General features: G+C 60.8%; 11 protein-coding genes and 1 tRNA gene. 3 read left to right on the top strand and 9 right to left on the bottom strand.

Annotated features, from left to right (window positions below; genetic code table 11):
* Nucleotides 1-59: 59 nt before the first annotated feature.
* The 3 genes from ACESWY_RS06095 to ACESWY_RS06085 form a co-directional block, all read right to left on the bottom strand.
* Complete coding sequence (locus ACESWY_RS06095; RefSeq protein ID WP_138112817.1) at nt 60-518, bottom strand: hypothetical protein; 459 nt, start codon at nt 516-518, stop codon at nt 60-62.
* Between the two features lie 64 nt (nt 519-582).
* A tRNA-Ala gene (locus ACESWY_RS06090) sits at nt 583-655 on the bottom strand.
* A gap of 151 nt (nt 656-806) precedes the next feature.
* Complete coding sequence (locus tag ACESWY_RS06085; protein ID WP_138112819.1) at nt 807-1,745, bottom strand: radical SAM protein; 939 nt, start codon at nt 1,743-1,745, stop codon at nt 807-809.
* A gap of 526 nt (nt 1,746-2,271) precedes the next feature.
* On the opposite strand from ACESWY_RS06085, the gene ACESWY_RS06080 reads away from it, so the two are divergent.
* Together ACESWY_RS06080 and trpS are read left to right on the top strand one after the other, a co-directional pair.
* Nucleotides 2,272-3,471: an MraY family glycosyltransferase gene (locus tag ACESWY_RS06080; RefSeq protein WP_138112821.1), complete on the top strand. Its 1,200-nt coding sequence runs from the start codon at nt 2,272-2,274 to the stop codon at nt 3,469-3,471.
* 159 nt (nt 3,472-3,630) lie between these two features.
* Nucleotides 3,631-4,680: a tryptophan--tRNA ligase gene (gene trpS, locus ACESWY_RS06075; protein WP_138112823.1), complete on the top strand. Its 1,050-nt coding sequence runs from the start codon at nt 3,631-3,633 to the stop codon at nt 4,678-4,680.
* A 382-nt stretch (nt 4,681-5,062) separates the two neighbouring features.
* Here the strand turns inward: trpS and ACESWY_RS06070 are convergent, their stop codons facing one another.
* The 6 genes from ACESWY_RS06070 to ACESWY_RS06045 form a co-directional block, all read right to left on the bottom strand.
* Nucleotides 5,063-5,383 (bottom strand): MGMT family protein, encoded by a 321-nt coding sequence (locus tag ACESWY_RS06070; RefSeq protein ID WP_373093351.1) that lies wholly within the window; start codon nt 5,381-5,383, stop codon nt 5,063-5,065.
* A gap of 80 nt (nt 5,384-5,463) precedes the next feature.
* Entirely contained in the window at nt 5,464-6,318 is an 855-nt protein-coding gene (locus tag ACESWY_RS06065; RefSeq protein ID WP_346982364.1) for a DegV family protein, read from the bottom strand.
* A 119-nt stretch (nt 6,319-6,437) separates the two neighbouring features.
* Nucleotides 6,438-6,887 (bottom strand): MarR family winged helix-turn-helix transcriptional regulator, encoded by a 450-nt coding sequence (locus tag ACESWY_RS06060; protein WP_035137250.1) that lies wholly within the window; start codon nt 6,885-6,887, stop codon nt 6,438-6,440.
* A gap of 170 nt (nt 6,888-7,057) precedes the next feature.
* Entirely contained in the window at nt 7,058-7,777 is a 720-nt protein-coding gene (locus tag ACESWY_RS06055) for a B3/B4 domain-containing protein (protein ID WP_373093348.1), read from the bottom strand.
* 227 nt (nt 7,778-8,004) lie between these two features.
* Entirely contained in the window at nt 8,005-9,675 is a 1,671-nt protein-coding gene (pckA, locus tag ACESWY_RS06050; RefSeq protein ID WP_260699425.1) for a phosphoenolpyruvate carboxykinase (ATP), read from the bottom strand.
* Nucleotides 9,676-9,953: 278 nt separating this feature from the next.
* Nucleotides 9,954-11,525, bottom strand: a complete 1,572-nt coding sequence (locus ACESWY_RS06045) for an L-lactate permease (RefSeq protein ID WP_238023058.1) — start codon at nt 11,523-11,525, stop codon at nt 9,954-9,956.
* 180 nt (nt 11,526-11,705) lie between these two features.
* On the opposite strand from ACESWY_RS06045, the gene ACESWY_RS06040 reads away from it, so the two are divergent.
* The gene (locus ACESWY_RS06040; RefSeq protein WP_373093346.1) at nt 11,706-13,286 is read left to right on the top strand and encodes a lipopolysaccharide biosynthesis protein; all 1,581 of its coding nucleotides are present in this window, start codon (nt 11,706-11,708) and stop codon (nt 13,284-13,286) included.
* Nucleotides 13,287-13,499 lie beyond the last annotated feature (213 nt).

Genomic DNA, 13,499 nt, shown 5'->3' with positions numbered 1-13,499 from the left:
CAGAATTTGAGGGCTGGACGAGAGCAGAGCATGCGGACATGACGCCCGATGCAAATCGGTTAGAGCAGGCCCATGCTGGTCAGGATCGTGTAGCCCATAAAGATGACAAACGCGATGAGGGCAAGGACAATGATGATTTTTTGAGCCGGCGCCATGCCAGGGATCTCGTTCTCGCCCGTAGGTTCCTTGGAGGTAACCATGCGCTGGGCAAAGGTCATCTCGTCACGGCTCGGCTTGGGCTCGACGGACTTAAGACGAGCGGCCTTTTTAGGCTGAGGTTTGGGCGCGGCAGGTGCAGGCTTCGCAGCAGCGGGCTTGGGTGCGGGCGCGGGCTTGCGCTCGGATGCGGCGTTCGAGGCGGCCTCCTCGGCCTTCGCACGCTCGGCACGCAGGGCAGTCAGCTCCTCACGCTCGCGACGGGCCTCTTCCCGAGCCTCGCGGCGGGCCTTCTCAGCGCGGAGCTCTTCCAACTCGGCGCGCTCCTCGTCGGACAATGGTTGGGACTCAAGCTCGGCCATGGTATAGCCCTTTCTTTTAAAAAAAGCCGCCGACACAATGTCAGCGGCTTATCAAATCCAAGGGTGGAGACGAAGGGAGTCGAACCCTCGGCCTCTGCCATGCGACGGCAGCGCTCTCCCAACTGAGCTACGTCCCCAGGACAAGTCGATATTTTACCTACGGCTCGCCAACTGTCAACGCCCAATAACCAGTCTTTTTGGGGCGCGGCTATTTTGACAACTTTTCGAACAGGCGATCCTCTCGATGATTTTTTAATCCCCGTCCCAGAAAAATCATCGGCGAACGTGCTACTTTGCGCTGGTAAGGACGCCGGTGGTGTCGAAGGCCGGGGTGAAGCTCTCATCTACAGCGCCGCCCTCTTGCCAGAACATCGTCGTAAAGCCCAAGTCATCGGCATGGTCGAGCACCTGCTCGTACTCCTCGCGCGTCACGGCACGCGCCAGATCGCCGCCCTGCTCGCGCATGAGGGCATTGGGCGTGTACTGGTTCATGACCGAGATCGGCACGTCGCCCACCGTCTGCCACACCAGGTCCAGAACGCGGCACGAATCGTCCGCATGCCCCGGCAGCACCAGGTGGCGCACGATGATGCCGCGCTTCATGAGCCCGTCCTCGTCCACCAGCTCTCCCCCGCGGCGCTCGATCTCGCACGCCATCTGTGCCAGGCCCGACACGGCCACGCGCGGGTAATCCTTAATATGAGAAAGCGACTGCGCAAGCCCAGCATCGGCATATTTAAAGTCGGTGAGCCACACATCGACCAGGTCGCCCAGCGCCGCCACGGCACTCGCGCGCTCGTAACCACTCGTGTTGTAGACAATCGGGATGTCCAGCCCGCGCTCCCGCGCTGCGACAATCGCGGCAGGCAATAGGTGCGCATAGTGCGTCGCCGTCACCAAATTGATGTTGTTGGCACCCTGGTCCTGCAGTTCCAGCATAATCTCGACCAGGCGCTCAGGCGAAATCTCAAGCCCAAAATTGCCGGTCGAGATCTCGTGATTCTGGCAGTAGATACATTTAAGCGAGCAGCCGCTAAAGAAGATCGTGCCCGAACCGGCTTCGCCCGAGATAGGCGGCTCCTCCCACATATGAAGCGCCGCGCGAGCGACCTTAAGCGTGTCGTCGGCACCGCATACGCCACGCGCACCCTCATCACGCGCCGCACCGCAACGGCGCGGACACAAATGGCAGGCGGGCGAAAAAAGTTCGGTCAACGACGTCGGCATAAAAACATGCTCCAAAACAACGATTCAGCAGCTCAAACATTAAGGCCCGGACCGCGCAGACGGCTCCAAGCCTAAGGCGCCGTAATCGTCCGACACGATTTTTGTAATGTCAAGACTGGAATCGATAAAGTGCCGCTTTATGATGTAGGTATTCCGCCCCCCGCGGAGCAACTGGGTGAACCGTCGCGTTTATTTAGGGAGCCCACACAGTCGTACCTAGTACAGGTATCCTTCGTTGTTAAGGACGCTGGAACAGTCGATGAGGGCACCCACCTGTTTTAGGTGGGTTCATTTTCGTAACGTGGGGGGTGGTTTTCTTTTGCCGAAAATCACCATTACAGTCCATATGAATCCCCGCCGGCATCCCGACAAGCTATCGACAACATCCCAATATCTGGTAAGCGCGTGATTATCGCTGCGTGCAATTCCATGCACCCCCCTTGGTCGAGTATTATGGTTCGGCTATGCCCTTTGCGCATGGCGTTCTTCTGACCTTTTCCTTCGACGCTTGGCGGTTTTTAGATTCATGGCTTCATCCCCGAGCTACATACCGTACCTATGCGTGGCAGCGGCGGCCTTTATCACGACCTTCCTCGCGGTGCCCCTGGTCAAGCGCTTGGCAATTAAGCTCGATGCCGTCGACTATCCTTCTAAGCGCCGCATCAACACCAAGCCCATCCCACGTTTGGGCGGAGCGGCGGTGTTTTTGGGCCTGGTCGTTGCCTGCATTGTGCAAATCCTAGGCACCTGGTACCTAGGCTGGCCACCCGTCCTGGTGCCGCACCCGCGCCTTCACATTAGCTATCCCATGCTGGCGCTCTCCTTTACCGTCATCTTTGCGACCGGCGCTATCGACGACGTCTTCCAGCTCACGCCCAAGCAAAAGCTGGCCGGACAAGTCCTCGCCGCGCTTATCGCCTGTATCGGCGGCCTAAAAATCGGCGTCATCGTCAACCCGTTTGCCCCCGGCGAGATCATGCTCGGATGGCTCGCCTACCCCATCACCGTGATCTATCTGGTGGCATTCACCAACATCATTAACCTCATCGACGGCCTCGACGGCTTGGCCACGGGCATCTGCGGCATCGCGTCATTCACCATGTTCTCAATGGCCGTGCTCTCGGGCCGCATCGACGCCGCCGCGCTCTCTATTGCGCTCTTTGGCGCCTGTCTAGCCTTTTTGCACTACAACTTCAACCCCGCAAGCATCTTCTTGGGCGACTCGGGGTCGCTGCTGCTGGGCTTTGCGCTGGGCTCCATCTCGCTGCTCAACGTGAGCCGCACCGCCGCACTCACCTCGCTTATCATCCCGCTCATCGTTGCCGGCGTGCCTATCATCGACACGTTTAGCGCCATCGTGCGCCGCAAGCGCGCCCACATTAGCATCGGGCAGGCCGACAAGGGCCACATCCACCACCGCCTGATCCAAGAAGGCTACAACCAAAAACAGGCTGTGCTGCTCATCTATGCCTGGTGCATTATGCTTTCGGCCGGCGCCGCCGCCATCAATCAGGTCGAGGTGCCCATGCGCGTGCTCATCTTTACCGTGCTTGCCATTGGCTCGGCGGCCTTTGCCAAGCACCTGCACCTGTTTGAACCCGTGCTGCGCCACCATTACAACAAGCGCACGCACGAGGACGAACTGGTCACCCCCGACGACCCCGCCTTTAAGCAGGAGGAGCAGGCAGCTGAGGAACGTAAGGAAGAGCGCCACCACAAGCTCTAGGGCAAGCTGCCGAGGATGTGCCAAGGCACCGTTGGCCAAGCGCGGCCGCGCCGCGCCCATCGCACAAGCCACCCCTCTCCCGCCCCTCGCCTACTTACGCCCCGCCCCTCCAATAAACGCGTTATCATCTTGACCCATGAACATACGTTAGGAGCAATCATGCCAAACGAGAACAGCTACGAAGTCGCGCTGCAAAAGAGCAACGCCATTCGCGAGGGCCTGGCCAAGACGCCCGAGAAGTTCACCATGCTTACCGGCGACCGCCCCACCGGCCGTCTGCACCTGGGTCACTACTTTGGCACCCTCAAGGGCCGCGTGGAGCTGCAGAACATGGGCGCCAGGACCAACGTACTCATCGCCGACTACCAGGTCATCACCGACCGCGACACCACCGAGCACATCCAGGACAACGTGTACAACATGGTCATGGACTACCTTGCCTGCGGTATCGACCCCGACAAGACCATGATCTACGCGCACTCCGCCGTGCCCGCCGCCAACCAGCTCATGCTGCCGTTCCTGTCGCTGGTGTCCGAGGCCGAGCTGGCGCGCAACCCCACGGTCAAGGCCGAGATGGAGGCCTCGGGCCACGAGCTCACCGGCCTTCTGCTCACCTACCCGGTGCACCAGGCCTGCGACATCCTGTTCTGCAAGGGCAATGTGGTGCCCGTCGGCCGCGACCAGCTGCCGCACATCGAGCTCACCCGTACCATCGCCCGCCGCTTTAACAACCGCTACGGCAAGGTATTTCCCGAGGTCGAGGCGCTGCTGTCCGAGACCCCGCTGCTGCCCGGCCTTGACGGTCGCAAGATGAGCAAGAGCTACGGCAACGCCATCAATATTTCGATGACCGCCGAGGAAACGGCCAAGCGCATCAAGAAGAGCCAGACCGACTCCGAGCGCATGATCACGTTCGACCCCGAGAACCGCCCCGGTGTGTCCGGCCTGCTTTCGACGGCTGCAATCTGCACCGGTCGCTCCGAGGTCGAGATTGCCGAGGAGATTGGCATGGGCGGCTCCGGCCAGCTCAAGAAGTACGTGACCGAGGCCGTCAACGAGTACTTCGCACCTATCCGCGAGCGTCGCCAGCGCTACGAGAACGATCTGGACTATGTGAAGGACGTCCTGCATGAGGGCAACCGTCGCGCCAACGAGATCGCCGAGCAGACCCTGGCCGAGGTTCAGGACGCCATGGGTATGGTGTACTAGGCCGATCTGCTGACTTGAGCTTTCGATTGCTATAGGGCGGGCGCTACGGCGTCCGCCTTTTTTGGAGCGGACCGCTTCGGCTCCGTCCATCGCACTCCCCCGACAAACAGGAACAGGCCCGCTGGCAGTTAGTTGCCAGCGGGCCTGTTCCCGAAGTACACCGTTGAATCGCACAGAGGGGAGGAATGCGAATCAAACTCAACAGGGCAGGCTTTTTCATCGCCTATTGCCTGCTCCGTTGCTGAAACCAATATAGTTCACCGTGGTTTACTTTGCAGCATCAATATCCGCCGCCATAGCTTCTCCATAAGTTAGCCCAAGTAAACTAAACCACCACAAAGGGGGCAGGCACCTTTGTGGTGGTTTTGGCCACGGCAGAGCGCTAGAGCCCTGCTGGCCAGCGACAGGCGGGCAAGTCGACGTGCATGTCGTCCTTAAACGCCACACCCTCCCCCAGCAGAAGCTCACGTTGAGCATCGGGCCCGCCAAAGGCAAAGCCCTCACAGATACGGCCGTCGGCAAACACCACGCGGTGACAGGGAATCTCGCCGGGGCGCGGATTGCTGTGCAGCGCGTAGCCCACGTACCGCGCACTCCGCGGACGACCGGCGAGCAGCGCCACCTGACCGTAGGTGGCGACCATCCCCTCGGGAATCTGCTCGACCACCTCGTACACCCGTTCAAAAAAGCCCTCAGACGCCATTGCTCGCTCCCTTCCACCCGGAAAAGCATAAACCACCACAAAGGTGCCTGTCCCCTTTGTGGTGGTTTATGGCAGATCGGTTAGTTGGCGGGATGGAAGAAGGCTACGGCTACGGCGCCGGGGCCTACGTGGGTACCGATGGTGGCGCCAATGGTGTGAACGGGCAGTTCGCCCTCGGTGTGACCAGCCCACAGCGCAGCGCTGTCCTCGATATACTTCTTGAGCACCGCATCCGAAAGACCCGTATAGCCGAGCGCCAGCGGCATGGAAAAGTCGATGCCGCCCGCCTTTTCGACCTTTTGGTTCAGCAGGTTGCGGCCGTTCTTGGAACCGCGCGCCTTGCCCAGCTGCACGATCAGACCGTCCTCGACAGCCACCACGGGCTTTACGTTGAGCAGCGTGCCCACGGCGCCGGCCGCAGCAGACAGACGACCGCCGCGCACCAGATACTCCAGCGTCTCGAGCAGGCCGATAACCACCACACGGTCGCGCACGGCCTCGACAGCCGCCGCGATCTGAGATGCACTGCGGCCCTCGTCCACCAAGCGCAGCGCATATTCGACCAGGACGCGCTCGCCCAGGGTGACGTTGTTGCTGTCTACCACGAACACGTCGCCACCTGGCGCCTCGGCAAGTGCGGTACGGGCACTCTGATTGGTGCCTGATAGCTTAGCGCCCACGGTAATAATCACAGCCTCATCGCCGGCTTCACGAACCTCGGAGATGGCCTGCGAAAACGCGTACGGGTTGACCTGGCCGGTCTTGGGCAGCTCATCGCGCTCCACGAGCATCTCGTAAAAGCGCTGGTGATCGATGTCGATGCCATCCATGTACACATCGGTGCCAAAGGTGACGGACAGCGGCAAAACGGCCAGTGCCGGGTGCTCGGCCGGCGACATATCGCTTGCGGAATCGGTAATAATGCGGACGGACATAGCGAATCCTTTCTTGCGCAGGTCCCGCGCAGGGAATTTTGACAGCAAGGCCCCGGCACGGTATACGCGCTCAAACAGGACTATGCAGTTGTTAATTGGAAGCAAAAGCCTTGGCGGCCCTACAGCTCGCGCAGGGTGTTGAGAATCGTACGCAGCGACGCATACATCTGCTCGCGCTGCTCCACACCCATAGCCTTACCGGTGGTATCGAGCACCTCGCGAATGATGCGGTCCGCCTCGCTCATGCTCTCGCCGCCCAGAGCGGTCAGGCGCACCGGAGCACGATACTTAACGGCGGCATCGCCCGAATCATCGACCTCGACGTAGCCGCCCTCCTCCAGATGCGCGAGCGTACGCGAGACGGCGGCGCGGGTCACGCCTGCCATGCGAGCCAGGTCAGCGCCAGTCAGGCCGTCCTTGCTGCGCTCAAGATAGTACAGGCACATCACGTCGGAGCCCTTGAGGCCCAGCCTTGCGCCCTCGGATGTCTTAATGCGCTGGATCTCCTTGTAGAGCCCACTGATCAGTCCGACAAAGTCCTCGAAACGTGTCTCGTCGTTCTGCTGCATGGGAGACGACCGCCTTTCGCTTGCATAATGCTTACGGGTAAACATCTTAGTCGCATAAGGCGACACCCGTACCCAAATACCCCATTTGTTAACCCATCAACATAAAAACCACCACAAAGGGGACAGGCACCTTTGTGGTGGTTTGGGGCATCAATAGGTTCTAGGCGCCGCTACAGCTCCACGCAGGGATTGTCGCGAGTCACAAGCGTCTTAACGACAACCGTCGCTCCCAGATAACGCTCGAGCAACTCAGCGAGGCGATCGATCGCGGCCTGGCATTCCCCCATCCGCTCGGGCTCCACGCACTCAATCACCAGGAACGCATCGGCCGAATCATCGGACAGCGCCGTGCGAACGCCGTCGCGCCAGTTCCAGCAGCGGCACACAGCGCCCGCATCGTCGATGTAGGCGAGCTCGCCGGGCAACGTCGGATCGTCCGCCTCCTCGCCAAGCGGCAAGAACGCATCGCCACCGTCGGTCACCTTCAAGCGAAGGTCTCCCTCGATCGCATGCAGATCCTCGCCTCCCACGGGCAGCGCGTAGGTCAGCGACACCGTGTTGTAAATATCCACCGCGGGCGTAATGTGGCCCACCGGCTTGCCTTTGAGCACGCGTTTGAGCAAGTTCTCGATCGAGCAGCGCGCGCCTTTCTTGGTCTTGAACAGACGATAGGCCTCGCGCCATGCCTTGACCGGTGCGTTCTCGCTGATAGTGTCGCTGGTCAGATGACGCTCCGCATCGATATTGGCGCGGTCGAGCAACGCCGCAATCGCATCCACGTCCTCTTGAGGAATCTGAGCCGTGGGCTTCATGCCCTCCACGACCACAACACCGACCGCTGCCTGCGGAAACAGCTCCCAGAATGAATCCTCGGCAATAAAGCTCTTCATACGCTCTCCCTTCATTGTGCGCGCCCGAGTGAGGGCGCCTAAACAAAAAGCGCCCTTACAACGGCCACCTTCAAAGTCCTACGGTGCCGTCACAAGAACGCTTGCGCTGTCCCCATCCGGAGAAGGGGACGATATGTCAGGCGTATTGTAACCCGAGTCATCCACACGAGCAAAACCACCACAAAGGTGCCTGTCCCCTTTGTGGTGGATATGGACTCACGGCGAAGCTAGTGGCGGAGTCCCAGCAGGCCGCGGCCGCGATGACGGGCCTCGGCGGACACCTGGGCGTGCGGGCCGGCGGCTTTGACGGACTCGGGCAGGTGCGAGTACTTCTTCTCGAAGTTCTCCTCGAACATCACCGCCAGGTTGTGCGCGGCCTCGTCGTAGCGCGCGGTGCTCTGCCAGTATTGGCGCGGCACCAGGATGCCATCGGGCACGCCGTGGCACGTCGTGGGAATGTCGACGTTAAAGATGTCGTCGTGCACGAACTCGCTATCCTCGATGGTGCCGTCGAGGGCGCGTGCGACCAGCGAGCGCGTGTAGGCAAGCTCGATGCGATGGCCCACGCCGTAGCCACCGCCAATCCAGCCGGTGTTGACCAGGTACACGCGTGTGCGGCCGTCGGCAATGCGCTCGCCAAGCATCTTGGCGTAAACCATGGGGTCGAGCGGCATAAACGGCTCGCCGAACAGCGAAGAGAACGTGGGCGTGGGCTCGGTGACGCCGACCTCGGTGCCGGGAATCTTAGCCGTAAAGCCCGTCACAAAGTGGTACATGGCGGCGTCGGCCGTCAGGCGCGAGATGGGCGGCAGCACGCCAAAAGCGTCGCAAGTCAGGAACAGCACGACACTCGGAGTGGTGCCCATGCCCTTAGTCCACGCGTTAGGAATGTGCTCCACGGGATAGGCCACGCGCGTGTTGTGCGTGATCGAGATGTCGTCGTAGTTGGGCTTGCGGTTCTCGTCGAGCACCACGTTTTCGCAAATGGCGCCAAAACGGACGGCGTTGAAGATCTCGGGCTCGTGGAAGGCGTCCAGGCCCTCGCATTTTGCGTAGCAGCCACCCTCGATGTTGAAGATACCCATGTCGGACCAGCCGTGCTCGTCGTCGCCGATCAGCAGGCGCGTGGGGTTGGCAGAAAGCGTGGTCTTGCCCGTGCCGGACAGGCCAAAGAACACGGCAGTCTCGTGCGTGACGGGATCCATGCTGGCCGAGCAGTGCATGGGCAGCACGTCATCCTCGACGGGCAGCAGATAGTTCATGACGCTAAAGATCGACTTTTTAATCTCGCCGGAGTAGCCGGTGCCGGCGACCAGAATCACGCGTTCCTGGAAGTTGATGACCACGGCGGCGCTGGAGTTGAGGCCCTTGATGGCAGGATCGCACTGGTAACCGGGCGCTGCGAGCACGCAGAAGTCGGGCTCGCCGGTGCGCGCGATTTCGCGGGCGAGCGGACGGGCGAGCATTTGCTTAATGAAGAGTGCCTGGCTGGCACGCTCGCAGGCAACAAGCAGGCGACGCGTGTGGTTGCGGTCAGCGCCCGCCATGCCGCGCGTGACGAACACGTCGCGCTCGTTGAGATAGTCGACGATGCCGGCCTTGATGGCCTCATAGCTCTCGACGGACAGTGGGCGGTTGACCGCACCCCAGGCGATCTTGTCGTGAACATCGGGGGTGTCAACGATAAAACGATCGTTGGGCGAACGACCAGTGCGCTCCCCCGTCTCGATCACGAGCGCGCCATTAGAAGCCATACGGCCCTCTTTGCGACGAATAGCGTGCTCGACAAGCTCTGCCGCCGGCAGGTCCACCAGCAGACGGGGTTGATTCTCGGCGGGATCTTCAACGAGCGTAATACCAAAGTTGGACAGAACTTCTGCAGGGGTAACACCAGGCATGGGGCCTCCTTTAAAAACGCGACACGTGGACGCGACGCGCACTTTACTCACGTAAAGCCCGTTGTACCCGATATGCAAAAACGTTTTTGCGGCAAGGGCGGCAAGCCCGCCCAACGGTCAAAAATCGCAGGCAAGCGGCCTAGTCATTGGGGACGTTTTTAAACGCCTAGTCATTGGGAACACTCTTGAACAGGCAACATTCAAGGAGCGCCCCCGGATGCCGGCACTTAGGGACGTTCCCAAAGTGCCGGCACATAAGGAACGTCCCTAAGTGCCGACTACAGCGGCAGGCCTTGGCCGAGCATGGCTATGGCGCTCATCAGGACCAGCATGCCGGCAGCGTAGGGCAGCACCGCGCCCAGGAGTTCGGCATCCTTACCGCGCACGTGCACGGCGGCAAGACCAATGGCGAGGGTCTGCGGCGAGATCATCTTACCAGCGGCGACGCCCAGGGCGTTCAATGCGACCATCCAGTAGTCGCTCACACCCAGCGCAGTGGCGGCCTGGCTCTGAATGGGACCAAACAGCATGCCCGAGGACGTGCCCGAGCCGGTCACGAACGCACCGACTGCGCCGATCCACGGAGCCAGAATCGGGTAGAGACCGCCGGCGACCGCAATGCAAAACGCACTGATCGACGAAATCATGCCGGCATAGCCCATCACCTTGGCGCAGCCCAGTACCGAAAGCATCGTGATCACCGTCGGCGTCATCTGCTTCACAGTCGCGGCCAGCACCTCGCCCATCATGCGCGGCGAAGCGCCCTGAATGGCACCGCCGACAAACGCCGCCAGGAAAATCCAGACGCCTGGCGTGTTGATCCACGAAAACGTAAGCATACCGGGATTCTCACCGCAATACACCTGCACATGGCTCGCAAACGGCGCGAGCGCAGCATGTACAGCGGGCACCAGATTAGACGTGCCCAGCAGCAACACAAAGATCAGGATGAAGCACGACCAGGCCGAAAGCGCCGACTTAACGGTGAGCTGTTCGCCGGCCTCGATATTCATATGGAAGCGTGCGTCCAGATGCCCCGACTTCTCGGCACGCATGGCAAGCGCAGCTGTCAGCGCGAGCGAAACGATGGATCCTACGACCACGGCCAGCTCGGGGCCCACAAACATGGCAACGACCAGAGCCGCGCCGACAAACGACACGCCGGAGAGCAACGCCACGCCGGCAACACCGTGCAGACGCTCGCCCACACTCGCGGCATTGCCCTGGTCATCGGCAACACGGCCCGCAACCAGCACAATAAATAGCGGCATCACCACAAAGAACGGTGCGAGCTGCACCAGCTGAACGGTCGCTAGGTGAAGGGAATCCAAACCCACCAGGTCGGCAACGGACACCGTGGGGATGCCGATGGAGCCGTAGGGCGTGGGCACGCCGTTGGCCAGCAGGCAGATGAGCACGGCAGGCACGGCCTCAAAGCCCAGGCCCGCGAGCATGCCGGCGGGAATGGCGACAGCGGTACCGAAGCCGGCCATGCCCTCCATAAAGCCACCGAAGCACCAAGCCACGAGCAGCGCCAGCAGACGGCGGTCGCTGCTGATGGAGGTGATCATGCTGCCGATCACGTCCATGGCGCCCGTACGAACGCACAGGTTATACGTGAACACCGCGGCGATGATCACTAGGACGATGGGCCACAGAGCCATCAAAAAACCTTCGAGCGAGGCGGTCGCGATCTGCGCTGCCGGCAGGTGCCACCATGCGAAGGCAAGCAAGCACGAAAGGACAAACGATCCGATAGCGGCCTTCCAAGCTGGCCATTTAAAGCACAGCAGCATCACGACCAGCCAAATAATCGGCACAAGAGCCAGTAAGAATGCGGCGACGTCCATAGGTAGAAGCTCCTTGGTACCGCGTGGGCGGCATCGGGGGTGTCACAAAACTTCAACAGGATACCGCACGTTTACCGACAAATTACAGCCGCCCGCCGAAATTATTGAACAATCCGTTCAAAAACACGAACGAACACCGTCGCGTCTATACTAAAGCGCAGCAATAGAAAGGACTCCGCTTTGAGCATCACGCCCCTCGATAGCATTCGCCGCGCCATCGCCCGCCGCAACGGCGTCTCCAACCCCGCTGCATCGAGAGACGGCGCCGCGAAGGCCCAGGGCGGCCGCATCGAGAACGGCCTCTTCCCTGCCTCGCACACTGCCGAGGAACTCGCACGCATCCAAGAGCTGAGTCAGCGCAACGCCGGCGGGCCCGATAGCAGCCAAGCCACACGTCGCCGGCGCGAACGCGATCGCAAGCCCGGCCCCGTCCGCCGCATGGTCAACGCTTGGTGGAACCGTCTGCTCGGCGCCGTCTACGGCGGCGGCTTCTCCATGCAGGAAGCGGAATACGAGGAGCACGCCACCAGTCGCGACTATCTTTGGAACACCCTGGGCACCGCCGTATGGGGCATGGCGTTTCCGCTGCTCACCATTGTGTCGACGCAGCTCGTGGGCGCCGAGGAGGCCGGCAAGTTCTCCATCGCCTTTGTTACCGGCACGCTCATCATGATCGCGTGCAACTACGGCGTGCGCAATTTCCAGGTCTCAGACATCGACGAAAAGACGTCCTTTGCCTCCTACCAGCTCAACCGCTGGCTTTGTGGAGCGCTCGCCCTAGGCTGCGGCCTCATGTACAGCAGCGCCCGCGGCTATGATGCGCAGATGGCGACGATCGGCCTGGGCGTCTACCTGTATAAGGTCATCGATGGCGTCGCCGACGTGTACGAAGGCCGCCTGCAGCAGGCCGACAAACTCTACTTGGCTGGAATGAGCCAAACGCTACGCTCCGTCGGCGTCATCGCGGTCTTCAGCGTGGCGCTGTTCCTCACGCGCAGCATGCCCATCGCGGCCATGGCCATGGGTGTCACCGCGATCGCCTCGCTCGTGCTGGTCACCGCGCCGCTCGCCCTGCTCGAGACCGAAAAATCGCGCCGCGTGAGCCTGCGCGAGGTCGGCCACCTGTTTGTCCAGTGCGCCCCGCTCTTTGGTGCACTGTTCCTGTTCAACCTAATTGAGAGCATGCCCAAGTTTGTGATGGAAGGCACGCTGGCATACAAATATCAGCTGTACTTTAATGCCCTGTTCTTTCCGGCGCAGGCTATTTTGCTGAGCATTGGATTTATCTATAAACCGCAGCTTCTGCGCTTGTCGAGCATTTGGGCTAATCCTCGCAAGCGTCATCGCTTTGACCTGATTATTGTTGCCGTTATGGCGCTGATCGTGGTCATCACCGGCGTGTGCGCCGCATTTATGGCAGGTCCCGGTATTCCCCTCATGAGCTTGATGTACGGCCTCAGCTTTGAGCGCTACCGTACGCTGGCGTTGCTGATGGTCGTCGCCGGCGGCGTCACCGCGGCCATCGACTTTATCTACGCCATCATCACGGTGCTACGCCACGCTGGAGACGTCACCAAGATCTACCTGATCTGCTTCGCCGTAAGCGTGGTGCTGCCGGTGATCCTGATTAAGCTGCTGGGTCTGATGGGCGCTGTAGTGAGCTACCTAGCCATCATGGCCCTACTCCTGGTGCTGCTGATAATCGAGTACGCCCACATCCGCCAGCGCATAGAACGCGACCGCAACCCATACGGCGCCTAATTAGCTGCCCGGTCACCGGAATTTGCGATGGAATCACCCCGTCTGGGGTCTCGTTGCGGACAATATTCATCACGCAAAACTAAGTGAGTAGACTTTTACCGAATCTCCGACCACACCAACAGAGCACAAGTCTGTGACCTGCACTGATAATTGTTCTCGGGGGAAGCGGGCACTGCGGGGCGCGGCAACGGCGCGCGATTTCCGCGTCGCAGC

This window comes from Collinsella aerofaciens ATCC 25986 (genome assembly GCF_964237925.1).
GTDB classification, from domain to species: domain Bacteria; phylum Actinomycetota; class Coriobacteriia; order Coriobacteriales; family Coriobacteriaceae; genus Collinsella; species Collinsella aerofaciens_BJ.
This window is presented reverse-complemented; position numbering and strand designations above follow the sequence as displayed.